Annotated in this window: 27 protein-coding genes; 7 read left to right on the top strand and 20 right to left on the bottom strand. The window is 32.3% G+C overall.

Features of this window, described 5'->3' with window-relative positions; translation table 11 throughout:
• Positions 1-90 precede the first annotated feature (90 nt).
• From AEQSU_RS16305 to AEQSU_RS15510, 9 genes are all read right to left on the bottom strand, one after another.
• Positions 91-1,551 (bottom strand): serine hydrolase, encoded by a 1,461-nt coding sequence (locus tag AEQSU_RS16305; RefSeq protein WP_014783833.1) that lies wholly within the window; start codon positions 1,549-1,551, stop codon positions 91-93.
• A gap of 51 nt (positions 1,552-1,602) precedes the next feature.
• Positions 1,603-2,136 carry a hypothetical protein gene (locus tag AEQSU_RS15545; protein ID WP_014783832.1) on the bottom strand — a complete coding sequence of 178 codons (534 nt, stop codon included), beginning with the start codon at positions 2,134-2,136 and terminating at the stop codon, positions 1,603-1,605.
• 32 nt (positions 2,137-2,168) lie between these two features.
• Positions 2,169-2,786, bottom strand: coding sequence for a hypothetical protein (locus AEQSU_RS15540; protein WP_157429301.1), 618 nt, complete (start codon positions 2,784-2,786; stop codon positions 2,169-2,171).
• Positions 2,787-2,875: 89 nt separating this feature from the next.
• Complete coding sequence (locus AEQSU_RS15535; protein ID WP_014783830.1) at positions 2,876-3,574, bottom strand: ABC transporter permease; 699 nt, start codon at positions 3,572-3,574, stop codon at positions 2,876-2,878.
• The gene (locus tag AEQSU_RS15530; protein WP_014783829.1) at positions 3,571-4,422 is read right to left on the bottom strand and encodes an ABC transporter ATP-binding protein; all 852 of its coding nucleotides are present in this window, start codon (positions 4,420-4,422) and stop codon (positions 3,571-3,573) included. The genes AEQSU_RS15535 and AEQSU_RS15530 overlap by 4 nt, the downstream gene beginning before the upstream one ends.
• A gap of 259 nt (positions 4,423-4,681) precedes the next feature.
• Positions 4,682-5,827 carry an FAD-dependent oxidoreductase gene (locus AEQSU_RS15525; protein WP_157429300.1) on the bottom strand — a complete coding sequence of 382 codons (1,146 nt, stop codon included), beginning with the start codon at positions 5,825-5,827 and terminating at the stop codon, positions 4,682-4,684.
• Positions 5,828-5,931: 104 nt separating this feature from the next.
• Positions 5,932-6,552 carry a hypothetical protein gene (locus AEQSU_RS15520; RefSeq protein WP_014783827.1) on the bottom strand — a complete coding sequence of 207 codons (621 nt, stop codon included), beginning with the start codon at positions 6,550-6,552 and terminating at the stop codon, positions 5,932-5,934.
• Between the two features lie 11 nt (positions 6,553-6,563).
• Positions 6,564-7,619: an acyltransferase family protein gene (locus AEQSU_RS15515; RefSeq protein WP_014783826.1), complete on the bottom strand. Its 1,056-nt coding sequence runs from the start codon at positions 7,617-7,619 to the stop codon at positions 6,564-6,566.
• Positions 7,620-7,643: 24 nt separating this feature from the next.
• On the bottom strand, positions 7,644-8,237 hold the full coding sequence (locus tag AEQSU_RS15510) for an ankyrin repeat domain-containing protein (protein ID WP_014783825.1): 594 nt from the start codon (positions 8,235-8,237) through the stop codon (positions 7,644-7,646).
• Positions 8,238-8,922: 685 nt separating this feature from the next.
• On the opposite strand from AEQSU_RS15510, the gene AEQSU_RS15505 reads away from it, so the two are divergent.
• Entirely contained in the window at positions 8,923-9,477 is a 555-nt protein-coding gene (locus AEQSU_RS15505; RefSeq protein WP_014783823.1) for a DUF6088 family protein, read from the top strand.
• A 542-nt stretch (positions 9,478-10,019) separates the two neighbouring features.
• Here AEQSU_RS15505 and AEQSU_RS16700 read toward each other — a convergent pair.
• From AEQSU_RS16700 to AEQSU_RS15495, 3 genes are all read right to left on the bottom strand, one after another.
• A complete protein-coding gene (locus tag AEQSU_RS16700) occupies positions 10,020-10,169 on the bottom strand; it encodes a hypothetical protein (protein ID WP_014783822.1) in 150 nt (49 codons plus the stop codon).
• A gap of 60 nt (positions 10,170-10,229) precedes the next feature.
• Positions 10,230-10,685 carry a ferritin-like domain-containing protein gene (locus tag AEQSU_RS15500; protein ID WP_014783821.1) on the bottom strand — a complete coding sequence of 152 codons (456 nt, stop codon included), beginning with the start codon at positions 10,683-10,685 and terminating at the stop codon, positions 10,230-10,232.
• Positions 10,686-11,000: 315 nt separating this feature from the next.
• The gene (locus AEQSU_RS15495) at positions 11,001-12,017 is read right to left on the bottom strand and encodes a helix-turn-helix domain-containing protein (RefSeq protein ID WP_014783820.1); all 1,017 of its coding nucleotides are present in this window, start codon (positions 12,015-12,017) and stop codon (positions 11,001-11,003) included.
• A 288-nt stretch (positions 12,018-12,305) separates the two neighbouring features.
• On the opposite strand from AEQSU_RS15495, the gene AEQSU_RS15490 reads away from it, so the two are divergent.
• The 4 genes from AEQSU_RS15490 to AEQSU_RS15475 all read left to right on the top strand — a co-directional run bounded on the left by AEQSU_RS15490 (position 12,306) and on the right by AEQSU_RS15475 (position 15,507).
• On the top strand, positions 12,306-12,791 hold the full coding sequence (locus AEQSU_RS15490) for a YciE/YciF ferroxidase family protein (protein WP_014783819.1): 486 nt from the start codon (positions 12,306-12,308) through the stop codon (positions 12,789-12,791).
• Between the two features lie 187 nt (positions 12,792-12,978).
• A complete protein-coding gene (locus AEQSU_RS17100; protein ID WP_014783818.1) occupies positions 12,979-13,503 on the top strand; it encodes a DUF421 domain-containing protein in 525 nt (174 codons plus the stop codon).
• Between the two features lie 46 nt (positions 13,504-13,549).
• Positions 13,550-14,974: a DASH family cryptochrome gene (locus AEQSU_RS15480; protein ID WP_014783817.1), complete on the top strand. Its 1,425-nt coding sequence runs from the start codon at positions 13,550-13,552 to the stop codon at positions 14,972-14,974.
• 11 nt (positions 14,975-14,985) lie between these two features.
• Positions 14,986-15,507 carry a hypothetical protein gene (locus AEQSU_RS15475; RefSeq protein WP_014783816.1) on the top strand — a complete coding sequence of 174 codons (522 nt, stop codon included), beginning with the start codon at positions 14,986-14,988 and terminating at the stop codon, positions 15,505-15,507.
• A gap of 363 nt (positions 15,508-15,870) precedes the next feature.
• Here AEQSU_RS15475 and AEQSU_RS17020 read toward each other — a convergent pair whose 3' ends face one another.
• Complete coding sequence (locus tag AEQSU_RS17020; protein WP_014783815.1) at positions 15,871-16,005, bottom strand: hypothetical protein; 135 nt, start codon at positions 16,003-16,005, stop codon at positions 15,871-15,873.
• A 174-nt stretch (positions 16,006-16,179) separates the two neighbouring features.
• Here AEQSU_RS17020 and AEQSU_RS15470 point away from each other — a divergent pair, with 174 nt between their 5' ends.
• On the top strand, positions 16,180-16,578 hold the full coding sequence (locus AEQSU_RS15470) for a VOC family protein (RefSeq protein WP_014783814.1): 399 nt from the start codon (positions 16,180-16,182) through the stop codon (positions 16,576-16,578).
• Positions 16,579-16,635: 57 nt separating this feature from the next.
• On the opposite strand, the gene AEQSU_RS15465 is transcribed toward AEQSU_RS15470, so the two are convergent.
• The 7 genes from AEQSU_RS15465 to AEQSU_RS15435 all read right to left on the bottom strand — a co-directional run bounded on the left by AEQSU_RS15465 (position 16,636) and on the right by AEQSU_RS15435 (position 23,757).
• Entirely contained in the window at positions 16,636-16,884 is a 249-nt protein-coding gene (locus tag AEQSU_RS15465) for a DUF3253 domain-containing protein (RefSeq protein ID WP_014783813.1), read from the bottom strand.
• 18 nt (positions 16,885-16,902) lie between these two features.
• Positions 16,903-19,041, bottom strand: coding sequence for a catalase (locus tag AEQSU_RS15460; protein WP_014783812.1), 2,139 nt, complete (start codon positions 19,039-19,041; stop codon positions 16,903-16,905).
• Between the two features lie 175 nt (positions 19,042-19,216).
• Positions 19,217-19,801 (bottom strand): DUF1989 domain-containing protein, encoded by a 585-nt coding sequence (locus AEQSU_RS15455; RefSeq protein ID WP_014783811.1) that lies wholly within the window; start codon positions 19,799-19,801, stop codon positions 19,217-19,219.
• 3 nt (positions 19,802-19,804) lie between these two features.
• A complete protein-coding gene (gntA, locus tag AEQSU_RS15450; RefSeq protein ID WP_014783810.1) occupies positions 19,805-20,467 on the bottom strand; it encodes a guanitoxin biosynthesis heme-dependent pre-guanitoxin N-hydroxylase GntA in 663 nt (220 codons plus the stop codon).
• 12 nt (positions 20,468-20,479) lie between these two features.
• Positions 20,480-20,752: a SemiSWEET family sugar transporter gene (locus AEQSU_RS15445; RefSeq protein WP_014783809.1), complete on the bottom strand. Its 273-nt coding sequence runs from the start codon at positions 20,750-20,752 to the stop codon at positions 20,480-20,482.
• 163 nt (positions 20,753-20,915) lie between these two features.
• Positions 20,916-21,632: an SOS response-associated peptidase gene (locus tag AEQSU_RS15440; protein WP_014783808.1), complete on the bottom strand. Its 717-nt coding sequence runs from the start codon at positions 21,630-21,632 to the stop codon at positions 20,916-20,918.
• Between the two features lie 88 nt (positions 21,633-21,720).
• Positions 21,721-23,757, bottom strand: a complete 2,037-nt coding sequence (locus AEQSU_RS15435) for an ATP-dependent helicase (protein WP_014783807.1) — start codon at positions 23,755-23,757, stop codon at positions 21,721-21,723.
• Between AEQSU_RS15435 and AEQSU_RS15430 the strand changes: the two genes are divergently transcribed.
• A complete protein-coding gene (locus AEQSU_RS15430; protein ID WP_083834454.1) occupies positions 23,746-25,140 on the top strand; it encodes a GIY-YIG nuclease family protein in 1,395 nt (464 codons plus the stop codon). The two genes, AEQSU_RS15435 and AEQSU_RS15430, sit on opposite strands and share 12 nt — an antisense overlap.
• Positions 25,141-25,164: the final 24 nt, after the last annotated feature.

Below are 25,164 nucleotides of genomic sequence, written 5' to 3'. Positions count from 1 at the left end.
ATAGCGTTTGCGGATTAAATACGTCACTTCAAGGTCATTCCCATTGTTATTCCCTTAAATATATTGTTCGCGATAGTGCATTCTTCTGAACTATTGTTTTAACTTTTTAATCATATCTTCTGCATTTCCATTAGTTGGGTCTAATTGTAAGCTTTTTTCATAATTCTTTATTGCTGATACTTTTTCGCCTTTATTCATATAGGCTTCTCCTAAACTGTCAAAAGCATTATATGATTTTGGGTAAGCAATTGTATTCATTGTAAAAATGCTAATTGCTTCATCAAATTTGTTTTGTGATAATAGTTCATAGCCCTTCGCATTCAAAATATTTTCTATAACATCCGTTTTAGTTGGTCTGCTTTTGTATTTAATTGTTGCTTTTTCTAGCCCATTGGACAAAATGGTTTCAATTATCTCTTGTGAAAATATTTGATTGGTTTCATTGTCGGCTATTGGTATAATTGGCTTATAGTTTTTTTCGAAAATAATTTTTGCCACTTCAAAGTTAAGCCGGTCTAAATCTTGGTTCGATTTATTTGACATAAAAATCAAAGTCGTCTTTTCATCAATAAATCTCATAAAGTCTGCATAGAAAATATTATTTGAACCATTATGCCAAACCTGAAAAGTATTTCTGGCGGTTTTGTGTACATCCCAACCATAAGCATAGTAAGAATCATTTTCTTCGTTTGGTCTTAATTTTGGGTGATATAGTTTATGTTTTGCTTCTTTCGACAATATGCTGTCGGTCATTAATGCTTTATTCCATTTGTATAAATCCTCCGTGGTTGAAAGTATGCCCCCATTTCCTTTTAAGTTAAGGTAAGGTTCGTTTCCATTCCAATTTTTACGCGTTGGTTTTCCCCAAACAGTATTGTTTTTTCCATAACCGATAGCGATTAAATCATCATCAAATTTTGGTCGGCTATAACCAGTTTTTTCCATTCCTGCTGGTTTCCATAAGTTTTCGTATAGGTATTGCTCATAAGTTTCCCCCGAAACCTTTTCAATAATAATGGCAAGTAAACTATATCCTATGTTCGAGTAAGAAAAATTTGTACCTGTTTCAGACCTTAGAGATAATTTCATTAAAGTGTCTAAAAAATCAGTTTCACTTATGGAGTCATAGTCGCCACCTAAATTGCTTGGCAATCCCGATTGGTGTCGTAATAAATCGTGAATCGTTATAGTTGATTTATCACCAGGAACATTTTGAAAGTATTTTGTGATGGTATCAGAAGTAGTCAATTTTCCTTGCATTTCTAATTTTAGGATGGCTGAAGATGTAAATTGTTTTGTCAGAGAACCAATGCCAAATATTGTATTTGGTGTATTTCTTTCTTTAAGTTCCAAGTTTCTATATCCATAACCCTTTGAAATGACTTTTTTGCCGTCAAGTTCTATAAGCACGGTTCCTGAAAAACCGACTTTTTCAAGTTCTGTTATATACGTTTCAATGCGTTTGATTATTTGGTTTGTGTTTTTTTGTTGTGCAAATGAAATTGTGTAAAAAAACAAAGTCAATAATATTGCAATTGATATTTTTCTCATTTTTTAGTCTATTAATGTTGTTTTGGTTGTGTCATTTTCGCTAACTGTCTTTCACAATTTCATAGTTATATAATATTCCAAAATTCTTAATCCGATAAAAATTGCAAAGGCAATAAGTAGCTTAGTGAATAATTTCAGTTTTGTTTGTTCAAGTTTGGTAGATTCTAAAAGTACTTTTATGCTTCTAATTAGTTTTTCTTTATTAATCCACAGGATGATCAAAATCAATACTTGATATAAAATTGCGGCTCTTAAAGCTCCTAAATGCACATCATAAAAAATATCTTGTAGAATAACATTCACTAGTATGGTTGATGTAAATAAGCAGCCGATAATTCTTGTTTTCTTTAAAAAAATTAGAAGGCCACCAATTATTTCGAAAATTCCGAGTGTAACAGCAAAGGATTTTGAATACCCATAAAAAGCCCACATTAATTCCATTCCCGTCAATTCAGAAACGCTTTGGTCGATAGCAATAGCGCCATCAAATTGTATGATTTTCGCACCGCCATAAACGAACATTGCAAAAACTACAATCCAACTTGTAGCATTTTCGAATATTTCTATTTTATCTTTTTTGGTCATTTTGATTTGCTAATTGTGATTTTTATAAAAAGTTACACAAAATGTTTTTGAATAAACTGTTTAGAGGCTATTCCTATTAATACGCCAATGAATACAAATCCTATGATTGCAAAATTGGCTATAGGAATTCCACGCACAAGGTTGTCTATACTTTGAAAAATCCAATGTGTAGGCAAAATGCCAAAAATATATTTCATTTTTTCAGGTACGAAAAACGCAGCTATTGGTAACAATACAATCATGTTGAACGCTTTAATGTAAACCATTCCTTGCATTCGATTTTTAACAATAGCGTTTATAGACAAAACATACAGAGGTACTATGAGTGCAGTAAGAGCTGAGATTACGAGAATATTACCTAAAGTAATGCTGTAAAAAGGTTGTATGGAAAAAAGAACTACATTAAGTGTAACTGTAAAAAGATAAGGAAGTAAGAATCTCGAAATAATATAATTAAATTTGGTAAATGGAACGATAGCGTACACTTTTGCTACATCACTTTCCTTTTCATCTATTAAAACCATACTGCTTATAAAGCTAAACATCTGCGTGTTTTCAATGGCTGCCACTATTAAAAAAACGGGAACAAAGGGGATTAAAAAATCATGTTTTTGCACCAAAGTTGGAAGTACCCAAATAATTAAAGTCATGAGTATAATGGGGAAGAACAGAAAAGACCGTAGTGAGGGGTCTCGAAAAATAAGTTTAAAGTCTGTAATCGCGAGTTTTAGTATTTTTTTCATGCAGCCACAAATTTTTTCGTAAATAATCTAAATGTGATAAAATATAAAAGTATTATTGAAAAGCTTAATGAGATATAGGCATAGCTATAATTGATAACTGAATCACTTACTGCATTATCGATTAAATCCAATCCTCCTTGCACGGGAAACAAATATTTAAAGTTCCCTAAATCAAATGTTCCTAGATAATTTAAAAGGGAAATTCCTGTAAATAAAAAGAAAACAGGAATTGAAAGCAGGGCAAAATTTAAAAATTCGGAAGCGAAAGTGAGCATAATGAGACCTACTATGGCAGATAAAAAACAGATGCTAAATGATCCGAGTACATAGTTAAAAATGTCAAAGTTTAATCCCTTTACAGATAGAACTAAACCGACAGAACAAATTGTGCCAATTAATGTAAGGGCTATTATTTTTGATAATAAATAATGATGAATCTTGACTGGCGTCACGAATAAAGCATTTAAAACTCCGTGCTTAATTTCAGTATAGATAAATAGTGCAATAAAAAAATAACCTATAACCGAAGGGTCATTGAGGACTAACGAAACTAAAAGTTCGTCGATATACTTTACATCATTCAGAAAGAAAAGAATTAAACCATATACAAGCGTTACCACAAAGCTTATGCTTATTATATTGTTTTTTTGCAGTAGTACAAATTGCCATTTAAGTTGCTTTAAAAAAGTACTCATATGATTAAAGATTTACCTGTTATCTTAATAAATACTTCTTCTAATGTGGCTTCGAGCGTATGTATGCGTTTTATTTCTTCTTGTTTTATAAAATTCAAAAAAGCACTATTAATACCTAAATTTATGAGTGGAAATTCCTGGACTGCTCCGTTTGTTAGTTCCACATTTACTGCTTCTTTTCCATACTCCTTTTTAAGATTTAAAGGTGTGTCCGTCGCCTTTAGATAACCATCTACTATAAATGAAACCCTATCACAAAGTTGATCCGCTATATCCATAGCATGCGTTGTAATAAAAATGGTCTTACCCTGTGCTTTTAAATCTAAAATTTGTTGCTTAATTTTATGCGCATTTACAGGATCTAAACCTGAAGTAGGTTCATCAAAAAATAAAATATCGGGATTATGTTGCACTGCTCTTATGAAATTCAAGCGAATTTTCATCCCTTTGGAATAGGTTTCTACAGGTTTGTTCATAGCGTCATTTAAGTCCACTATCTCAAACAATTCTTCTACGTTACTCACACTTCCCTTTTTATAAAATGAAGCAAACAAATCCATATTTTCTTTCCCTGTAAGTTTCAAGTAATGATTTGGTAATTCAAATCCCACTCCTATTTTTTCGAAATACGAATTATCCCACTCCTTAATGTTTTTACCGTCAATGATAACCGAACCGTTGTAGCCACTCAAAATTTTGTAAAGCACTTTTTGAGTTGTGCTTTTTCCTGCGCCTGATGGACCAAGAAAGCCAAATATTTCTCCGTTATTGATTTCAAAATTTAATCCTTTTAGAGTCACTTTATCACTTTTTGGGTATTTAAACTCTAATTGCTCTACTTGTATCATTTAATATTTTTGAAGTTTATCGTTATTATTGGCTATTATATAGAAGCAAATTGTGTAAAAGGATCAATATTTATAGAGTTAAACGAATTGAATATTACAGACATATCGATAAACCGAAAGTAAAGTGCTTCTAATCCCGCACTACGCTTATACTTGACCATTAGGTGCAAGCTCACAAAACAAATCAAATTAAGAGTTATAAATTTTATATAGCACCGTAGCCCGTATTAAGCTTATACAATGATTTGGTGCGTTTTCATTATCCTTCAATCGTTTTACTTATATTTTTCGCCAATTGCTTAATGGAATAAAATCTAATTGCATAATCACGAATTCCAGCAATTAAATTCGATTTAACGAACATTAATTTCCCCAATTTTCTCGAATCTTCTTGGGCCGTTTCCACTTTCTTTTTCTGTCTTTTAATGTACAATTTAAGTCCATATCCAATGTGTTCTTTATCAGTTCGAGAAAGTTCATCGACTAATGCAGATGCAGAATCCATTGCCATTGATGCTCCAACTCCGGCTGTTGGTAAAAATCCACAAGCGGAATCGCCAAGTAAAATTACGTTACCTTTCTGCCAATCCTTTGTTCTACAGTCGTGAAACTCCCAATAAAATGGGTTTTCGGTTGATTCAAGAGTATCAAGTGAATTGTGAACGATTTTAAATTCGGGAAGGATTTCCTTTTTTATTTTCTGTACGAAACCACTCATTCCTTCTTTTTTTATCAGTTCGTTCGGTCCTCCAAGAAAAACTCCAATTTTATTTTTTACGGGATATAGACCCAAAAACGAAGCAGCTCCCCAATATTCTTTATATGCGTTCAAGTTTTTGTTTTCCAACCAAGCGACCCAACCTCCCCAATCTGTGTCGTAATATTTGTATTCGTTGTCGTTCCAAAGTAATTTTCTTGTTTCGGAATGAATGCCATCTGCGACAATGACCAAATCAAAACTATCTTTTTTACCGTCAGAAAATATTACAATTACAAGATTTTCCTTTTGTTGGATTTCGGTAATTGTTGTGTCAAATTGTATATGTTCATTTCCAATACTTTTTGTTAAAATACTGATTAGTTCTTTTCGACCAATGCCTCTATAAGAACCATAATCTTTGTTTATGAAATTCAATGAATAGGCTTTGTTCAATGTCCCGTTTTCCTTGTGTATTTCATAGTCAGTCATTTCAATACTTTGTTCAAAATATTCTTTGTCCAAATCCAATTCCGTTAAAACTCTACCACCTAAAGGAAGTAACCCAAGCATATATCCTGAACCATTGAAATTACCAAGACTTTCTTTTTCCACTATTTGGAATTTAGAACCTTGTCTTTTTAGTAAATTAGCACAAGTAAGTCCTGCTACTCCTGCACCTATAATAAGTATATTTAGATTTTTCATTTTTAATTTTGGTTCAAATGTTTGTTCTCTGGTCAAATGTCCCACAACGGTACTTTTTTCATTTACAAAGTTTTAGTTTGAACAAAGTTGCCTGATATAAGCTTTTAAAAATTAAATCCAAAATGTAGCCCAGGCTCTCCAACAAAGAACCTTGACCATTTATCGTCCAGCTGTTTAAAATCTTCTGGCATTTCGGTATGGTAAGGTCGATGTGTTATGCCGAGAGAAGGTTCGATAAAAAATCGGTCTTTAAATAGTTTGAAATGGTATCCCACTCTATAAGTATTGAAAATCTGGAACCCATTATCAATTTTATTTCCATCATTATCAACAAAGGTTTGCCAAGCATTCATAACGTGAATGCCAGTGTATAAACCTTTCCACCAAAAACGTTGATAGGCGAGGGCAAACCCATACTCTCTGATGTATCCTGGAAATTGTTCTTCTGTTGCTTCAAAGGATTTACCATAAGGAATTCCCAATGGCCAAGCATATTTCCAGGTTTTCAGTTCAAGTGAGATAACATCCTTGCCGGTTATGCGATACCCAAGATTAAGCTGAATAAAATCAGGTCTATTTTTTGAGTCCAAGTTGCCGAGCATAAAAAGCGTACTGCCTACAAAACAATTTTTATAGATGGTGTCTTCTTTAGCATATTGGGCTTTAAGTTGGAAAGAGTTTGCCAAGAATAGGGCTATGGCGAGCGTTACAATCTTATTTTTCATTTCTTAAAACATCAAGGTTTATTAATTTTTAAACCGAATAACGGTCTAATAAATTTTACTCTTCTGATAATAAATTCATAGAAAGCGAAACTTCCAATAAACGTAAACAACAGAACAATCAAGAATTTTAACTGGACTGGAATAGATAATGGAAAAATAAAAAAAGAGGCCAAGAACAAAAACAACATATGCACGATATAAACTGGATACGCGGCTTGACTTAAATAACTTAAAATTCTGCTTGGATGATTCAAGTATTTATAAACAAACGCAAAAACTGTAAATATCCATAGATTAGATTCAATGGCTATTTGAAAATCCGACACTCTCATTTCGTATAAACGATAGGCATAAAGTAAGATAGCAAGACTCAAAAATAGCCATCGCCATTTAAGAATCATATTCCAAAAGGAAGCTCCACTCAACACAAAGCAGAAACCAAAAAAGAAGGCTATAAGTCCAAGAAAAAAACCGTGCCAAGTCATTGCGTACATTTCGTAAATGGTAGGGTTTGCCAACAACGCTTCAACAATGAATGCTGCAATAACCAGTAATAACCCGAAAGGACTGCTAAACGCTTTTTTTATCAGGGTAACGACCCTTTTTTCTTCATTTATCTTTAGATAATAAAACAGAGGTAAAAGGAGAACTACGTAAGCGAATATATTTCCAAGAAACCATAAATGGGCGGGGATTGCATTATAGCTTAACTCGAAATTGTAATACTTCTGTACAACTAAAAACTGCAGTGGAACGATTGTTAAAATTCCAAAAATATAGGGGATTAGGATTCTGACGGTGCGTTCTTTAAGCAGTTGTTTCCAATTTCTTTTTCTGATTGCGAAATAAACGCCCATTCCAGACACAAAAAACAGTATTGGTATTCTCCATACGTTAAGCATTGTCATTGGTGGCCATAATGAATCCCACGACTCGCCATTTGTAATGAATCCAATCATTGTTCCCCATTTTTGGAAACCGATGCTTACGTGATATAATAGTAACAGCCCAATAGCAATTACACGTAACCAATCAATATCGTATCTTCTTATAGCTGCTGGCATCATTGTAGAATTGGACGGTTGACTGATTTATTTTAGCATTTTTGCTATTTCCGGTCTTGTCTTTTTTAAATAAGCATGGTCCAGCTTCAACCCCATAGGCTCAAGCATAGCACCCAAACCTTCGTAAGCGCCCTTTACACTATCAAATGAACCAGCTACAGACTCGTATGCAGTTTGCCCATAATTGTTTTTTAAAGTCTTATTTGCGTTCTTTTTCAAAAGCATCTTTACAATTTCTGGTCTGCAGAAAAATGCCGCTGTTATAAGAGCTGTTGAGCCATCATTATTTTGAATATTAATATCTGCTCCAGCGTTAATTAAAAGTTCCGCAATTTGTGTTTTCCCGAATACTGAAGCAGTAATTAATGGAGTTGAACCACCAAACTGTTCTTTTTCATTTAGATTGGAACCAGCCGAAATATGTTCTTTTATTGCTTGAATATTATCAGTCAGAACGGCGGTTTGTAAATCAACATTTGGCGCTTTAGCAGTAGATTTTTCTAAAGGATTACCCTGTGCAGACATTGTATTTTCTTTGCAGGAGGATATTATTAACATTGCGAACAGAAATGAAAAATGAATAATGCTTGTCATGGTTGAATGATTTTTTTGGGTTTTCATAATATTGCTTTTTATGGGTTTTGTTTTTTAAATGAATACTGTTTACTCTATTATTCGCATAGCATTAAAAATTATCACAGTTTTCGTCAATTTTTTTAATTTTTTTTTCGGGGCTTAAAAATGTTCTTAAAAATTGACTGGAATCTGTTTGTTATAATTTTGATGAAGAGGTTATAATGGATTGGGGAGTGGGAGGAAATTGAAATTGAGTCTTTTGCTTTGCTCTGGGATCATCCTATGTTGTTTTGATTTAAGATTGAATTATGGACATAATTGTTTTTAGTGATGATCTGTGGCTTTTTACTTACAAGTTTTATTTTGCGACTGAGGTATTCAAACCAAAATATTGGGCTTTACAGCCTACAGATAAAGAAGCCGATATAATAAAAGAAAAGTACTATTGAATTCCTAATAACCCAGGCAGATAACAATGACAGTACCCAATATAATATAAGAATATAGAACAAGTTGAGAAGGACAAACAAAATAGATTCTAATATCAAATAAAGACGACACTAGATTTTTTTATTCTTAAATATAGATAGAAAGAGAAACTGTTGGTGAATTAATGCTCTTATAGATGCTATAGCTATTGCTGGAATAGACACCATAAATAATAGTCAAGTAAACAATGGAAAAAACTTGACAAATTTATCTTAAAAAATATCTTTGTACTACTTGAATTATGAATATAACAACATCCATAAAAACCAAAGTCGCTCGTATAGATACTGGAGAAGTATTTACATACGATACTCTTGCTCTTCCTCAAAGTGAATTTTCTGCTGCTGCGAAGGCTTTAAGTAGGATGGTTGCTAATGGAGTAATCAAGAGGTATAAAAATGGAATGTACTATAAACCCAAGCAAGCACCTTTTGGAGAACTAAAACCAAGAGAAGATGAATTGCTTAAAAAGTATCTCTTTGAGAGCAATAAACAAATTGCATATATAACTGGTGTTCGATTATACAATCAATTTGGACTAACTACGCAAGTTCCAAAAGTTGTGAGATTAGCAAGTAGGGATAAAGAGATAAAGACAAAAATTGGAAACCTAATTATAAAACCTGCCAAGAGTTACGTGCCCGTTACAAGAAAGAATGTGCCATTATTACAGCTATTGGATGTAATGAAGGATTTTAAGAACATTCCAGATATGGATAAAAAAAGAGGTGTTGATTTTCTAAAGGAAAAGATTGAAAACCTTTCCAATATAGATAAATATAAACTAACTGCTTAGGCAAAAGCCTACACCCCAAAAGTTATAGCTTTATTGGGCGCAATTTTTGAAGTACTTTCACTTGACGAATTGAGCGAATCACTTAAAAATCTATTAATTATTTAAGTAGCTATGAATTCGGAATTTCCGAAAAAACATTACCTACTATCTCAAACTGGAACATTGTCTAATGAAATTACACCACTATAAAAATGCCTTCGAAGGCGCAATTGTCGCAACTGCACAACACTTTGGAATCGCCGAAATATTAGATGAAATTAATTGATATCGAAGAAAATGAAAAAACTTGCTAAATACTATGTTTAGCAAGTTATCTTGAGAATTTATAATCTCTCAGCGAAGAAGATTAACAATTATTCTCTTTTTCATATTGAATTAAAAAAAATATAAAAAACCCCGTAAGTCATTGACTAACAGGGTTTTAGCGGAGAAAGAGGAACTAACCATTTTCTTAGAAAGATAGTGTTAATAAGACCTAACAAGTTGGCAGTTTTTTATACGCACCGAATTGCGCACCTTTTGTAAATTGTTAGTATAATATTCTATTCTTCTTCCTTTTTGTTCCTACTAGCATTTGGTTTAAAACCATCTTCAGTAGAATTATCCTTTTCACTATGCACACTGGTACTTCCAGTAGGATGTTTTGTGCTTGTTTTAGCTGGATTATTATTTTCTGAATCTTGCTTACTCATAATTTTGAATTTATATTAGTGAAATTGCCAATTCAACCTTTGACTTGGCTTTAAATAATTTTAATGAATATCTTCCAATCTTTTTACTCTGTCTAAAGTAGATTGAATATTGTGTAACTGTTCTTTAATAGTGTGGCTTATTTCTGACGCAGCAGTTGGATAATCTGTTAAAAACTCTCTGTACTCTTCTACACTCGCTTTATCTCCACGAATACATTCTTCCAAAATTGATTCGTCATCATCTAAAGAAAGCGTAGCCTTAATATCAATCCAGGCTCTATGAACAGAACCAGTTGCGCTACCATCGGTATCAATTTTAAAGTCCGGATTATAAGCTTTTAAATTTCCTGATAATTTATGTGCAAAAGATTGTCGCTCACTCGCTTGCTGCAACAAATAATCGCGCAAATGTGTGCTTTCTGCATTTTCTGAAGCTTTTTTAAAGCCTTTATAAGCATCATTATTTTTTTCAATTAATAAATTTATTTTCTTTGAAATTTCTTCTGACGATTTCATAATATTTAGATTTTTGTATTAAGGTTAAATTAATAATTTTCTTAAAATTAAAACTAAGAATGGTTGATAGGTTCAGCTTTAAGGAATGTTTAAATTTTATTGTGAAGTTATTGTTAAAGTAAAAGTAATTGAACTACGAACAAGTGGATAAGTACTATTCTAATTGAATTTTACAATAAAAGGATTTTTAATAATTTGGAGAATTTGAATTGTTAAATGTCAAAATGTTGAAATAAAATCACTAAAAATTTAGAGAAGCATTTTAAATTCGAAAAATCTTCATCCATTCAGAAAGCTTAAAAAAAATGTAGTTATTTAAATACTTTTATTAAAATGCGAAGGCTGAATTCCATATTTCTCTTTAAAAATTCGGCTAAAATAACTTGCACTTTTTAAACCTATGGAAGAAACAATTTCATTAATTGATAATTCGCTGTTTAGTAATAAATCGCGAGCTTTCTCAAGGCGTTTCTCTTGGACATATTGGTTTATAGTTGAATTGAACAAATGCTTAAATCCTTTTTGTAATTTTATTGGATTAAGGCCAGTTGCTTTAGATAATTCATCAATGCCTCCATAGTCATCAAGATTTTTAACTATATATGTAACCCCTTCTTTGAGTTGTTCAAATTCTTTTTTTCTTAAAATCTGTTGGGTATTATTACCATTTTGGTCATCCAAATATTGTGATAAATGGAAAACTAAAGTTTGATAGGCAATACTTTCCATATAAATTTTATAAACCAATCTATCTCCTTCAAAATCCGCATAAGTTTTTAAATTGCTGAAAATATCTGCAATGGATAAACTATAATCTCCTTTATAATAAAAAGAATCTATTGCATCCACATCACTAAATAATGTATACAATTTGTTGTTTACTTTTGGATTGTCAAAAGCTTTCTCCAGATCAAAAATCTCTCTATTAATCTCCACACTAAATTTTGAAACAGAAGTATTCATTTTAAACTTTAAGATATGTCCAAATTTGTCTGAGCTGGCAATTATTGCACTTTGATATTCTTCAATAAAATGTTCTTCGTCATTATTTTCAAATTGATGTTCTAAATTTCCTTTTGTGACAAAAACAAATTTTAGTGGATGAACATCATTTACTATAAATTTTATTTCTACATCAATATAAAAAGTACAATTATATTCTAGAATACCCATTCCATTATCTAAATGATAAGCCTTAATTGTACCTGAGCCAATGTCACTGGGTATCTGCACAGTGAATTCGCAAATATCAACGGTGTATTCTGTATTGAATTCCTTTGCAAAATCTTTAATGACTTCTAAAACTGGAAGTGAATTTACTTGAATTATCATCTAACTAAAATTTTCTCTCAAATTTACCATAATCATTGCGTTTTATATGGCACAAAAGAAGTTATATCTAATTCATTTAAATTTGCGTTTTGCGTTAAAGAATCCCTTTTTTATTACCAAAAACCAATATTCCGAATTATAATTAATAGTTGAAAAACATAATTCATTAGTGTATTTGCATTCGTTTTAAAAAGCTCTTAACGCTATTCGTTAAGCTTGCTATAAATTTCTTTTACGGTGAATTCTTTACTTCTAAATTTAGCCTTATTAACTTAAACTAAACGAAAAATGAAAAAATTAGAAGATTTATTCGAACATCAAATTAAAGATTTATACAGTGCAGAAACCCAACTTATAGACGCACTTCCTAAAATGGCAAAAGCGGCCAACGATAAGAAATTAAAAAAAGCTTTCGAGGATCATTTGGAGGAAACAAAAAAGCAAAAAGAACGCCTTGAAAAGGTTTGTGATGAATTAGGAATAAAGCCTGGCGGAGAAACCTGCAAAGCAATGAAAGGTCTAATTAAAGAAGCAGAAGGGTTTATTGAGGAGGACGCGAGCAAAGAAGTGCGTGATGCGGGTTTAATAGCTGAAGCACAACGCGTAGAACATTATGAAATATCCGGTTATGGAACAGCCGTACGCTATGCAAAAGAATTAGGTCATGATAAAATCGTAACCCTACTACAAGCTACATTAGATGAAGAATATGCTGCCGATGACAAATTGAATGATATGGCTGAAGATAGATTAAATAAAAAAGCGAAAAAATAAAATGATTCTCTTAAACCTCTTACTATCAGTAAGATTTTTATTTTGAATTCATTTTAATACAACTATTTGGATTTAAGGTACGCTTTAAATGAATTGAAATTAAGGCCGTCTTTAAGACGGCTTTTTTATATCTTAGAATTGAATTTTAATTTTTTAATCAATAATCACACTACCTAATTATTTTATTATGGAAAATTGGCTTTACGCATCATTACCAATTATCGCAAAAGTTTTTATAACAGTTCTTGCAATATTTGCATTAGTTATTTTAATAACAAGAATCTCTGGGTTGCGAACTTTTGCCAAAATTTCGAGTTTCGATTTTGCTTCAACCATAGCTATTGGATCCATTATAGCATCAATTATTCTAAATCCGTCAAACTCAATATTGAAAGGAGGTTTTGCATTAGCGAGCATAGTACTATTTCAATCCTTATTTACGTACTTAATTAGGAAGGTACCAGCATTTGAAGAACTTGTCACAAATAAGCCAATGCTAATAATGAAGGACGGTGTCATTTTAACTGAAAATCTTCATAAAACAAATTTGAGTGAAGAAAATCTAATCGCTAAACTAAGAGAGGCAAATGTGATAGACTTTGACGAAGTGAGAGCAGTAGTTTTAGAATCTACTGGTGATGTTTCAGTACTTCACACAAATTCTGATAAAAAATTAATGGACAAAATGCTAAAAGGAGTTCGTTTAAGGTAAATGATTTCTATAAAGATATACGTCATATAAAACTGAAAGCATATCCATGAAAGATGTTGCAATAAAAAAAGCCACCGCATTAATGTGGTTTAAAAACGATTTAAGACTACACGATAATGAAGCCTTATGTAATGCAATAGCTTGTAATTTGCCAGTCATTTATCTTTACTGTATTGACAGTAGAATTTTTAAGTCTTTGAATTTAGGGTTTAGAAAAGCAGATGCTAATAGAGCAATTTTTTTAAAACAATCTTTAGAAGATTTACAAATTAAATTGGAAGAATTAGGTGGTCATTTAATAATTGAATATGGTATTCCTGAAGATATTATAGCAAGCTATGTCACCAATTATACTGTAAAACAAATTTATGCTGAAGAAGAATACGCCTGGGAAGAACTGCAAATGATGAAAAAAGTTGAAAAGTTAATAGACGGTACTGCCTCGTTAACTACATTCTGGGGTAAGACGCTATATCATAAAGATGATATCCCTTTTGAAATTTCTAAAATTCCGCTAACAAGTAAAGCCTACAGAATTCCTACAGGAAATCAATCAACAGTTAGAGAGCCATTGAAAGAGCCTTCCAATTTAAATGCTTATGATGAGGTTAAGTCAACTGAGTTTCCAGAATTTAAAATTTTAGGTTTTAATTCATTGGAAATTTTGGAAGCTGATCCCTACGTTGCAGGTGGTGAAAGCGCAGGTATAGATAGATTGCATTATTATACGTTCGAAACAGAGCAATTAACTGGCTATCGATGGTCTAGAAATAAATCTTTAGGGATGGATTATAGCTCTAAATTTTCTCCCTATTTGGCATTAGGATGCGTAAGTCCAAGATTTATCTATCAGCAAGTAAAGCATTATGAAGAAATTGTAAAGAAAAATCAGAGTACTTGGTGGTTAGTTTTTGAACTTGTTTGGAGAGATTATTTCACTTTCAAAGGAATGCGTATTGGCAATTCAATTTTTAAAACGAAAGGATTTTCAAAAAAAACTATAGAATTCGAAAACAACATAGATTTATTTAAAAGGTGGTGTTGGGGAACTACAGGTATTCCGTTCGTTGATGCACATATGCGCCAATTAAATAAAACTGGCTATATAAGTAATAGAGGTAGAGTTAATTGCGCAAGTTTTTTAGTTCATGATTATAAAGTAGATTGGACCTGGGGTGCTGCTTATTTTGAAAGTAAGCTTATAGATTATGATGTAAGTGCCAACTGGTTAAACTGGCACATGCAGGCATATGAAATTTGGTACACAAACCCAATTCATCAAAGCTTAAAATATAAATCGAAAAAATTTATCCAGACTTGGATTCCAGAACTTTCACATATTGATGATAACCATATTTATCTACCTTGGCGCGAAGAAAGCAAAGAGTATAATACTAAAGCTTATCCAGAGCCCATTGAAATCTTTTCTAAGTGGAATAGATCCATCTCAAATATTCTTAAACAGCTATAAATACAATCTATATGAAAAATTTCTTTACTCAAAACAAACGATCCATTTTTGGAGGCATTGCCGCAGCGACATTTACAGGATTAGGAGCATTTTTATTAGGCGATATCTCAGGTTATGAAGCAAAATCCTTAATCACCAGTTCAATTGACGGCATAAATATGTTGTGTAATACTATTCTGCTTGCTTCAGCAACAATATTAGCTTTGCTTTTAACTTTATTAGGAATAAGTACCGGAACTGAATCAAAAATTAAAAAGGCGCATTATAAGCAAGTATTAAATATTGCGAAATTTGATACCGTTTTGTTTGTTGGGTCTTTAGTACTATTTCAACTTTTCAACATTCCTATTACTGAATCAGAAAGTCTTCCAACATATTGGTTTGCTTATATCTATTGGGCTACACTCTTCTTCTCATCTGTTCTTAGTGGATTAATGGTAACGGTCATATTACTTCTATACAGTACTGTTACAAATATCATTTCAATTGTAGGATTGGGTGAAGATCATTACCTTGTGAATAAAGAGGAGTAAACTTCTGTAAAATTTATATAATTGGCAGTAATCTGATGTTAGTTTTCAAATTAGAATTTTATTTAGGAGGCAATTTATCGTTGCGCTTTATTACTGAACTAGTTGCAGCAGTATGGAGAATTTAACGAAAAACCATCTTCTCAATGAAGATGGTTTTATGGCTAATTCATTATTATTTTAAAATTAAATTTGCTTTACAAAGCTTTTTCCTAAATAGGAAACTTAATTTATCTATTTTTCCATACATACCTCCTTTTTTTAGATTTAACCATATACAAAAATAAATACTCATCTAATACATTAATAGCACATTAGATTATTTTTTTAGTACAAATCCATATCCATTTATAAAATCACGAAATTTTATTCTTCTTCTGTAGCACCTTTATTTGGTCTTTTTGGAAGTTCTGCATTTCTTTTATCATGCTTCTCTTTCTCAACTTCTCCATATTGATTATTATCACGTTTCTTACCAAATCCATCTGTTGTATTTCCCATAATTATATTTTTATATTATACTTTAAATTTAAACTTTTTTAATTTTTTAAAGTGATCGTATCAATTAAATTACTAATTCTAAAAAATAAAAATGTTAAATCAATTTTAAACACTGCAAACTTTTATCAACCTTTTATTAAATTGGTTACTCAACTTTAATTAAAAAAAACTACTATGAAAGTACAATCTTATTTAGCCTTTGACGGTAATTGCCAGGAAGCTCTAAATTTTTACAGCGATCTATTTAATGCTGAAATTAAAAATAGACAAACCTATGAGGATGCAAAAATTGATATTCCGAATTCTTTCAGAGATAAATTACAGCACGCAGAATTAAACGGAAAAGGTGTTCAATTTATGGCATATGATGCCTCACCAGATACCCCAATAAATCACGGGAACCAAATCCATATGAGTGTTGATGCAGATTCTAGACAAGATGCGGAGAAAGTTTTTGAATCTTTGTCTAAGGGAGGTCAGATTCATCATAACTTTCGTGAAAGAGAGTGGGGTTACTTCGGCAGATGCACAGACAGATTTGGAATTAATTGGATGGTAAATTCAGAGAAATAAATTTTGAAATTACCACAATTTAAAAATGGGCGATTTCAAAATCGCCCATTTTTATTTTTAATTATGTGAAATCCTTAATCGTATAGGTCCCGTTAATTGCGAGGGTAATTTAGATTGAACAACACCTTTCTGAACTACCTCTATCTTCTTAGCTTTTACCAATTTATCAGCTTCAAGTCTAACCCTCTCCATTTCCTTCCGCCAAGTTTCTGGAAATAATTCTCTTGCAACTTCTGAAGGACAAAAGGTTTTTTCTAAACCTCTGGATTCAGCGAACTTCATAATTGTAGTACTGATGTTTTTCAAATTTATTTTTCAATGAATCTATACAGCAATATTCTTTGCAGCATCACTTCTATTCCAATTTCTATGTTTAGAAATTGCCTTGATAAATTTATCAGGTGTTGAATTCACTAAAATAGCTTCATCATCATTTTTGAAATTTTTCACTTCAGAATTATCCAAAAGCATTTCACCTTCATTATCCACAGAAATTGCTTTACAGTATTTTAGAGATTCATTGATGAATTTTATAAATTTTTTATCCGCTAATAATTTTTCACACGATTTCTTGCCGCCCGGAATATAGACCGCGTCAAACAATACACTTTCAGTTGTTGAAATAGAGGCATCAACTTTATGCTCCATGTTCTCATCACAGGTAATTGTTCCTCCGTGTGGTGCTATAATTTTTACTACCGCATTTTTCTTTTCCAATCCGGTTTTCATTTTTTTATAGTCACTCATTTTAAATCCATCAGCCATAAGAAATGCGATTTTGCGAGATTCTATAGTATCGAATTTTGTATTTGATTGACTCAACGCGGGAGATTTGTCTAAATAATTCTTCTTTTTACTAGGTTGGTGTTTCTCAACATCTGCATCTGCACCAATAGCTTGATTGATTGGTTTGTCAATTGATTTTGGAATTTTAATTCCTAGATTACGAGACACCTCCTTTGCTAATGAGCTGTCTATTTGTGAAACAAGCCATAACATTCTACTTACTATATGCGCTACTTCACATTTACCAAGTTCAAAACTATATGCATCTATAACATGTTGTTTTTCCCAATCTGAAAGACTTCTATAGAAAAGTGCTGGTTGTGAAAAGTGATCGCTAAAACTTTCACTTCTATTTCTAATTTTATGCGAATCTATTTTTTCTTGATAATGTGAAAATCCTCCATCTGCCACTTTAGCCATATGCGGACAACCGCCACCCAAAGTATTCGGAAAATAAGCAGCTCTGCCTTTTGGTATCTCCATCTGCATGTGGCCATCTCTTTGATTATTATGAACTTCCCCTATAGGTCTGTTAATTGGAAGTTGATGAAAATTATGGCTTCCTAAACGAGAAAGTTGTGTGTCACGATACGAAAATAATCTACCTTGAAGCAATGGATCGTTCGTAAAGTCTATTCCAGGCACTATATTTCCTGGTAAAAAAGCAACTTGTTCTGTTTCGGCAAAAAAGTTCTCAGGATTTTTGTTAAGGGTCATTTTCCCTATAATTTTTACTGGCACCACTTCTTCTGGCACCAATTTGGTAGGATCCAATAAATCGAAATCATATTTATGCTCGTCTTCTTCGGGAATAATCTGTAAGCCTAATTCCCATTCTGGAAACATTCCTGCATCAATAGCATCCCAAAGATCCCTTCTGTGAAAATCGCTGTCTGCACCACTTATTTTAACTGCTTCTTCCCACGTAACTGAATGAATACCAAGTTTTGGTTTCCAATGAAATTTTACGAAATGCGCTTTTCCTTCTTTGTTTATTAACCTAAAAGTATGTATTCCAAAACCTTCCATCATTCTCAAACTACGTGGAATGGCGCGATCACTCATAACCCAAATTTGATTGTGCAAGGTTTCTGGTGTAAGCGAAACAAAATCATAAAAAGTATCGTGGGCAGAGGCAGCTTGAGGAATTTCTTTATTTGGTTCTGGCTTAACAGAATGCACTAAATCTGGAAATTTCATTGCATCCTGAATAAAAAAAATAGGCATATTATTACCTACAAGGTCCCACGTGCCTTCTTCAGTATAAAATTTAACTGCAAAGCCTCGAACATCCCTGGCTAAATCAGTTGATCCCTTAGAGCCGGCTACAGTAGAAAATCTTACAAAAACCGGAGTTTTTCTTGAAGTATCTGTAAAAATACCAGCTTTGGAATATTCTTCAATACTTTCATACAATTCAAAATAACCATGCGCTCCACTTCCCCTTGCGTGAACAATGCGCTCAGGTATGCGTTCGTGATCAAAATTGTGGATTTTTTCACGCAATAAAAAATCTTCTAATAAAGTTGGACCTCTTTCCCCAGCCTTTAATGAATTATTAGTGTCATTTACTTTTAGACCTTGACGTGTGGTCATTGTTTGGCCTTCAAAAGATTTTTCAAATTGCTTTAATTGCTCTGTTTTTCTACTTATAGAGTCTTTTTTTTTCGCGCACATATTTTTCTGAATTATAAAATTGGTTGAATATAAATTTAACGAACCTTAAATTTCAGAAATCCTTAGTTAATAAAGTATCGTAATCAATATAAAAAATGACACAAATAGAAATTCGTAGTGTTATTCTCAAGTTGATAATCCAAAGAATATTGGTAAAATAGCTTAAAATGGATGATTATTTATTCTCTAGTACGTCATATCCAATTGGCTTAAAAGAACCACCATTACTATCAAGAGCAGAACAAGCGGTTAAAGCAACTATTAAGTCCATTTGTGCTTCAAAACAAACATAATCTCCCGCAATTGAGGTTGGAGGGGCAACATTCAATTTTCCTTCTTCATTAAATATAACATTCATAAAAATATTAAAAGCTGAAGGTATAGTTTCTTTAGCAATTCCAAATTTATTCAAACCTTGATAAAGATTTTCAAAACAGCTTGGGTGGTATTCTGAAATATTATAAAAATGTTTCATTGTCTTGCTGTCGCAAGGAGCAAGTAGAAAATCATTTCTTCCATTGGTATCTTCTATAATTTTAACCATTTTGTTACTTTGGTTGCTCCAAAGATAATTCCCATTGGTTAATAAGATACACTCCTCATAATCAAAAGTTTTTCCTGCAGATATTTTTTCGTCATGGTTGTTAAGATTATAAAGTAGCATATCCGAAACTTGACATCCTTCAATATCTGTAACTTTAAGGATTTCTCCCTTTTTCAAGATTAACGAAGCTCCAGACTTAGGTTCAATTATATTCATCACTTATTTTTTAAAGTTATAAGGACATTTCCAATTTTCATCAACGGCACGACCACTATATTGACGGGCTTCGCTATTTAATCCAAAATCCTCTAGCATCGGATTTATAGTGCCTTGCTTTTCTTTGTCACGTCTTCTAATCAAATCGCGAACACGTTTATATCTTCCGGATCCGCGTAGCATTTCAAACTGGCTGTGCAAGTTAAAAACAATCATGGGAAAAGGAGTACTCCTAGCTTCTCTGGATGAATTTGGATGCATTCCAACAATATAAAATGAAACACCTAAAAAGCTAAAACTGAATTCTGTCGACCTTGGATCTGCACTTGTTGTTTCATCCCAAGGTTGAGGATCTATTTTATGCAATACGTGTAGAAATTTCCATAATTCATTTTCGAAAATAACTTCATCTTCAAAATGATCGTCCGCAAATGTCGCAATAAAAGTTTGAAACTTCATAGTATCACTATCAACATCCTCTATATAAAGATTTAAATCTTTTAAAATTTGTTGGTAAGTTTCTTGACAATTTAAAATTCCGTAATCCCGAATAGTTAAGTTATCATCTGCAACTAAGCTTTGAGCCATTACACACGGATGATCATCTAATATAAATTCTCTGATAGCCTCCTCAGTTTTTGGAAATTGATTAATTGATTTATTCATAACTAGTAAAATTTAGAAATTTTTGCTTTTAGATCTTGAAGTAATTGAGAGAATTAACATGAAACTATTTAAAATAAATGATATACCGTTGGTTATTATAATAGGTAGATCCTCCTTTAAAAAACCATAAACAGTCCATAAGCCTAGACCAATACACAAGGTTATAAACATTATAGGGCTAACATCATCAACACTTTTAGTCTTTAAAGCTTTTATAATTTGAGGTAGAACCGCCAGTGTTGTAAAAAGCCCCGCTAAAATTCCAATTATTTGTTCAAATTGCATTTTTATTAATAATTTATAACATATCAAACGATGGTGCTAAAACACATACAAAATTATCAACTTGAATTTTAAGATACTGTCACTATACAATAAGATAATGCCACTTTTAGATGGATTTTAATTAGGATATTTTTTTGATAGAATGGGAAAATTGCTAGCATTCTTAATCTGTAACAACAGCTTTAAGAATTTCAGGATTATTTGTATCTATAGATCGTTTGTATAAATCTCTGCTTACTGGATATGCACTAAATTCTTTTGAAGTAAATCCGTGTTTAATTAGCTCCAAAACATTTTCTTCTTTCAAATTAGGATTAAACCACTCGTCATATAATTCTTCGTCAATAACAAAAGGTTGTCTTTTCTTTACATTATGTATTTCAGAAAAAAATGAATTTGCTTCCATTGTTAAAATTGAAACGGAAAACAAATTTGAATCCTTTTCAATTTCAGAATAGATACCTCCAAACATAAATAAGTCTCTTCCATCATCAAATTTTGAGCTAGGAATGTGACAGAAATAAGGAAGGGAAACACCAGCTTTTTGATGTGGCTCAAAAAAACCATCGGCAATGATAAGGCATCTTTTATTCAATGCCGATTCTTTTGACAACCCGTTAAATAGCGTTTCAGATTTTGTATTTAAGGTATTATATTTTTTATAAAAGGCTGGAATATCTTTCGTTCCCCAAGTTGGAACAAACCCCCAATTTGCCGGATATATCTTCTCTGGTTCATCCATTTTAACAATTTGCAAATTTGGATGGGAAAATCCTGATAAATGGTAATATGGTTCGAATTCTAAGGGAATCGCCAGTTCTTTCTGAAAAAATTCCTGTATTTGTTTTCCATTTTTGGTTAGGGCAGTTTCGTAACACATATTTTTTATTATTTAATGAAATATAAAACCTTTTTAAAGTTTACTGGGTTGAACTATGTAATAAAATAGAAAATTGATAATTATAAATTTACGAAAAATCCATCCCCAACGAAAGATCAATTTTATTTGGAGTTAAAATATCCTTCGGTTTTATTATTAAATATGGGTTAGTGGCTTGCTCAACAAGATTTCCCGGTAATTCTTCCAAGAAATAGTTTGAATTTGTATCACCAGAATTTGGTGTTTTTACGGTATTTATGGAATTTGTATCCCGCGTAACATACAATTCATTCTTAGCTCGTGTCAATGCCACATATAAAACGCGTCTATCCTCTTCAATACTTTCCTCCTTATCAAGATTCCAGGCACTGGGATATACTTTTGGGGATACATTCAACACATAACAAACATCAGCTTCCAGCCCTTTAGCGGAATGGACTGTCGAAATAATTACGTGATCCTTAATTTCGCTATCATTAATTTGTGAACCTTCCAAAACTGGATTGCCGTTTAATTGTTTCGCATTCTCCAAAATCCCTTCAGAAATTAATTGTCCGATGGAGGCATAATTATCGCCCAACATTTCTAAAACAGGAAAATCCGATTTTCGCTTTTCTTCCCAATCCTTTCTATATTTAAAAGCAAGTGAGAGCTCCATTTTAGAATAGGTTTCTTGAATGGCACGTTTTACATTTCCTGAATTTAGCAGTATGGTATTATAGATATCTCCTATTTTTTCGCCTTCCGGACCTCCAATGGCATCATCTAAATTTTGGGCACAATCCAGCGGATCTTTAAATTCCAGAATTTTTGAAATATACTTACCCGCTTTTATTTCACCAATGCCATCCCAAAAAGTTAGAAAACGCATCCATCCAATTTCATCATATAGATTATTTACAACCCGAAGTGCAGAAACAACATCCTTTATGTGCGCAGCCTCCATAAATTTTCTGCCGCCATAAGTTACATAAGGGATTTTCTTCTGAATAAAAACAGCCTGCAATGGTTTGGTATAATAGGTAGATTTTGAAAGTATTAAATGACTGGCGAAATTTTTATTGTTTTCGGTGAAATTTTCTAGAATATTTTCAGCAATAAAATTTGCTTCTTCCCATTGGCTCGAAACATTTATAAGCTTTGGTTTCATTCCTTCTCCTCTTGAAGAAACCAATTTCTTTTTATAATCGAGCGGTGATTCTTCAATTAACCAATTGGATAAATCGAGTATTTCTTGCGTAGATCTGTAGTTTTTATCTAGAATTAGTATTTCAGAATTTGGAACCCGTTCTTTAAATAAATGAACGTTTTTATAATCTGCACCTCTAAAAGAATAGATAGATTGTGCATCGTCGCCCACACAATAAAAATTCGCGATCTCCAAAAATGGCTCTAGTAAAAACCATTGCAGCGGATTTGTATCCTGAAATTCATCAATCAACAAATGCTTTACTTGATGTGATAAAATCTTTCTTGCTTCTTCATCATTGCGCAATCTGTTGGCGACAATTAGCAGCAAATCATCATAATCTATATATCTTCCTTCGCCTTTTTTTTGTTGGTATGCTTTCAGTAATATTTCAACCTTTGGACGAATAATATCTATTTCGTCATTGGTTTCTTCATCGGTTTTCCCCTTAAAAACTTTCTCCCGAATTGAATTCGTCAAGTTTTGGCGGGTATTTCTTCCGTAACTATAAATATCAATAAGCTGTTGCGGCTTTATGCGGATGCCCTTATATTCCAAAATCTGATCGCCGCAAACCATTTTCATAACACTTAATTGATCGTCAGGATCAATAACGGTGTAAGAAGCCGCCCCAAATAAATTGGGATAGCGCACAATTAATTGATTGCACCACGAATGGAAGGTAGAACCGTTTAAACTCTGTGCCTGATTGTCGGTTAGAGAAGCTTTAACGCGCTCAACAATTTCATTGGCAGAACGTTTTGTAAAGGTGAGGATTTGTATTTTTTCAGGCTGAACTCCTTTTTCAATTAAGTAAGCAGCTCTGCCCACAATACATCTCGTTTTGCCTGTTCCAGCACCTGCGAGGACGAGAAGGTGCTCACCCTCAAATTCAACAGCTTTTTTCTGTTTTTCGTTTAAAATATGATTTTTCAATTTCGCTTTTTTGTAAAGATAACTATAAAATTGCGTTTGGGAATATTTCCAACTAAAGGAATTATTCCTACTTTTACGGGTATGATATTTATCTACATTCAGACCTTTAAAATCAATAAGAAACAGGAAATTCCATTTCAAATAATGGTTGCTGAAAATAATTTTGAAAGTAGGTTTTTTACCATTAGACCAGAGATTTCAATTCCGAATAAAGTTTATAAAATCTGTGGATTAGATAGACTGGCGTCGTTATCATCGCCACCTTTTTGCGATGTTGCGGATGAATTGATTGAAATTTTTCAAGAACGGCAACTGGTATTTTTAGATAGAAATCAGTTCTACCTTTTAAAACATCAGTTTAAAACTATTGGCTATAATTTTAATTGCAATCCGAAAGTTGTTCTTCACTCAAAAAAGCCGGAAGAACTTGAAGCCATCTTTTCCGAAGAAAATCTCGCAATAGTATCAAGTGAAACATTTGCTCACAATATGATTGAATTTATGCGAAATTCAATTTCAGAAAAAGAAGGGTTTAAGAAAATTGAAAAGGTTTTTAGAAATAATCCGTTACAGGAATTGATTTCAAATTTTAAAATGAGGTCTGGCGTTTATTTCTTTTTGGATGAAAATGAGACTGTCATTTATGTAGGAAAAGCAAAAAACGTTAGAAAGCGATTGCAAAGTCATTTTTCTAGCCAGACAATTGCCTCAAACATTGACTATACTAAAGTTGAAGATATTCAAGTAGAATATACCGGATCAGACATTATTGCGCAACTTGTAGAATCTGAAAATATAAAAAATTTAAAGCCAATTTATAATACCCAACAAGTTCTGGATCCGGCGCCTTATATTATTAGCACAGGTAAAACTGCAAACGGAATTCTCAAACTTCAAATAACACGAAAAGAAATTCAAAATAATTTACCGGAAAAATATTTTAATCGTGAATCTGTCAAAAAAGTATTGATTCGATTTTGTAAATCAAATAATCTCTGTAGAAAACATTGCGGAATTGAGCGCGTAAAAGGTCAGTGTTCAAAAGTTACCAAATTGCATCTCGATTGCGTTTGTTCTGGCGGAGAAACTATTGAAACATATAATTTGCGATTTCAGAGCGCATTGGAGGCTTTTGAGAAAACAAAGGAACGCTACATTTATAAATTGAAAGGCAGGTCGGCAACTGAGGACGCTTTTGTTTATATGGTTAATGGTATTTATGAAGGTTATGGATTTATAGCTAAAGAAGAGCAGAGCAATACTATAAATGATATTTTGGGATATCTGATTCCGCAGAAAAACAATTATGATACTTCTAGAATTGTAAGCGGTCTTTCGAAGAAAATTTCAAAAGAAAATATTTTCAGGCTTGCCGAGGATTGACAACAATAGGTAAATTAAAAAATT

Origin of the sequence: Aequorivita sublithincola DSM 14238, assembly GCF_000265385.1 — a bacterium.
Lineage (GTDB): Bacteria > Bacteroidota > Bacteroidia > Flavobacteriales > Flavobacteriaceae > Aequorivita > Aequorivita sublithincola.
The sequence above is the reverse complement of the archived record's forward strand: the minus strand, read 5'-3'. Positions and strand labels throughout refer to the sequence as shown.

Bases quoted from the DNA above. Each gene is read 5' to 3' on its own strand.
- AEQSU_RS15480 (WP_014783817.1), top strand. From the start codon at position 13,550: ATGAAAGATGTTGCAATAAAAAAAGCCACCGCATTAATGTGGTTTAAA.
- AEQSU_RS15455 (WP_014783811.1), bottom strand. From the start codon at position 19,801: ATGAATATAATTGAACCTAAGTCTGGAGCTTCGTTAATCTTGAAAAAG.
- AEQSU_RS15460 (WP_014783812.1), bottom strand. From the start codon at position 19,041: ATGTGCGCGAAAAAAAAAGACTCTATAAGTAGAAAAACAGAGCAATTA.
- AEQSU_RS15535 (WP_014783830.1), bottom strand. From the start codon at position 3,574: ATGAGTACTTTTTTAAAGCAACTTAAATGGCAATTTGTACTACTGCAA.
- AEQSU_RS17100 (WP_014783818.1), top strand. From the start codon at position 12,979: ATGGAAAATTGGCTTTACGCATCATTACCAATTATCGCAAAAGTTTTT.
- AEQSU_RS15515 (WP_014783826.1), bottom strand. From the start codon at position 7,619: ATGATGCCAGCAGCTATAAGAAGATACGATATTGATTGGTTACGTGTA.
- AEQSU_RS15495 (WP_014783820.1), bottom strand. From the start codon at position 12,017: ATGATAATTCAAGTAAATTCACTTCCAGTTTTAGAAGTCATTAAAGAT.
- AEQSU_RS15440 (WP_014783808.1), bottom strand. From the start codon at position 21,632: ATGTGTTACGAAACTGCCCTAACCAAAAATGGAAAACAAATACAGGAA.
- AEQSU_RS15470 (WP_014783814.1), top strand. From the start codon at position 16,180: ATGAAAGTACAATCTTATTTAGCCTTTGACGGTAATTGCCAGGAAGCT.
- AEQSU_RS15530 (WP_014783829.1), bottom strand. From the start codon at position 4,422: ATGATACAAGTAGAGCAATTAGAGTTTAAATACCCAAAAAGTGATAAA.
- AEQSU_RS15445 (WP_014783809.1), bottom strand. From the start codon at position 20,752: ATGCAATTTGAACAAATAATTGGAATTTTAGCGGGGCTTTTTACAACA.
- AEQSU_RS16305 (WP_014783833.1), bottom strand. From the start codon at position 1,551: ATGAGAAAAATATCAATTGCAATATTATTGACTTTGTTTTTTTACACA.
- AEQSU_RS15520 (WP_014783827.1), bottom strand. From the start codon at position 6,552: ATGAAAAATAAGATTGTAACGCTCGCCATAGCCCTATTCTTGGCAAAC.
- AEQSU_RS16700 (WP_014783822.1), bottom strand. From the start codon at position 10,169: ATGAGTAAGCAAGATTCAGAAAATAATAATCCAGCTAAAACAAGCACA.
- AEQSU_RS15510 (WP_014783825.1), bottom strand. From the start codon at position 8,237: ATGAAAACCCAAAAAAATCATTCAACCATGACAAGCATTATTCATTTT.
- AEQSU_RS15490 (WP_014783819.1), top strand. From the start codon at position 12,306: ATGAAAAAATTAGAAGATTTATTCGAACATCAAATTAAAGATTTATAC.
- AEQSU_RS15475 (WP_014783816.1), top strand. From the start codon at position 14,986: ATGAAAAATTTCTTTACTCAAAACAAACGATCCATTTTTGGAGGCATT.
- AEQSU_RS15525 (WP_157429300.1), bottom strand. From the start codon at position 5,827: ATGAAAAATCTAAATATACTTATTATAGGTGCAGGAGTAGCAGGACTT.
- AEQSU_RS15430 (WP_083834454.1), top strand. From the start codon at position 23,746: ATGATTTTTCAATTTCGCTTTTTTGTAAAGATAACTATAAAATTGCGT.
- AEQSU_RS17020 (WP_014783815.1), bottom strand. From the start codon at position 16,005: ATGGGAAATACAACAGATGGATTTGGTAAGAAACGTGATAATAATCAA.
- AEQSU_RS15540 (WP_157429301.1), bottom strand. From the start codon at position 2,786: ATGACTTTAATTATTTGGGTACTTCCAACTTTGGTGCAAAAACATGAT.
- AEQSU_RS15500 (WP_014783821.1), bottom strand. From the start codon at position 10,685: ATGAAATCGTCAGAAGAAATTTCAAAGAAAATAAATTTATTAATTGAA.
- AEQSU_RS15505 (WP_014783823.1), top strand. From the start codon at position 8,923: ATGAATATAACAACATCCATAAAAACCAAAGTCGCTCGTATAGATACT.
- gntA (WP_014783810.1), bottom strand. From the start codon at position 20,467: ATGAATAAATCAATTAATCAATTTCCAAAAACTGAGGAGGCTATCAGA.
- AEQSU_RS15545 (WP_014783832.1), bottom strand. From the start codon at position 2,136: ATGACCAAAAAAGATAAAATAGAAATATTCGAAAATGCTACAAGTTGG.